We start from the raw sequence: 463 nt of genomic DNA on the forward strand, positions 1-463 counted from the left end.
CGCGGCTTTGTGAGGACGACGTAATGGAATGGGAAGTCATCTACAAATGGCTGCCGAAGTTCATCCAGGGCGCGACGCTGACCCTCGAGTTGGTGGGCATCGCCGTGATTCTCGGTTTGCTGCTGGCCATCCCCTTGGGCATCGCCCGTTCGTCCAAGCTCTGGTACGTGCGCGCCCTGCCCTACGCCTACATCTTCTTCTTTCGCGGCACGCCGCTGCTGGTGCAGCTGTTCCTGGTGTATTACGGCCTGGCGCAGTTCGATGCGGTGCGCGACAGCTTCATGTGGCCCTACCTGCGCGACCCGTTCTGGTGCGCCACCGCCACGATGACCCTGCACACCGCGGCCTACATCGCCGAGATCCTGCGTGGCGCGATCCAGGCCATTCCGCCCGGTGAAATCGAAGCCGCGCGGGCCCTGGGCATGTCCCGGCCCAAGGCGCTGTTCTATATCATCCTGCCGCG

The 463-nt window shown here is 63.9% G+C and carries 1 protein-coding gene; it reads left to right on the top strand.

The genetic code is table 11. From position 1 onward, the window contains the following. Positions 1-23 precede the first annotated feature (23 nt). Positions 24-463: ABC transporter permease subunit (locus F6S12_RS32910; RefSeq protein WP_315870010.1), on the top strand; the 440-nt coding region annotated here is incomplete at its 3' end.

It is taken from the genome of Pseudomonas sp. JV245A (assembly GCF_032424515.1).
GTDB classification, from domain to species: Bacteria; Pseudomonadota; Gammaproteobacteria; order Pseudomonadales; family Pseudomonadaceae; genus Aquipseudomonas; species Aquipseudomonas protegens.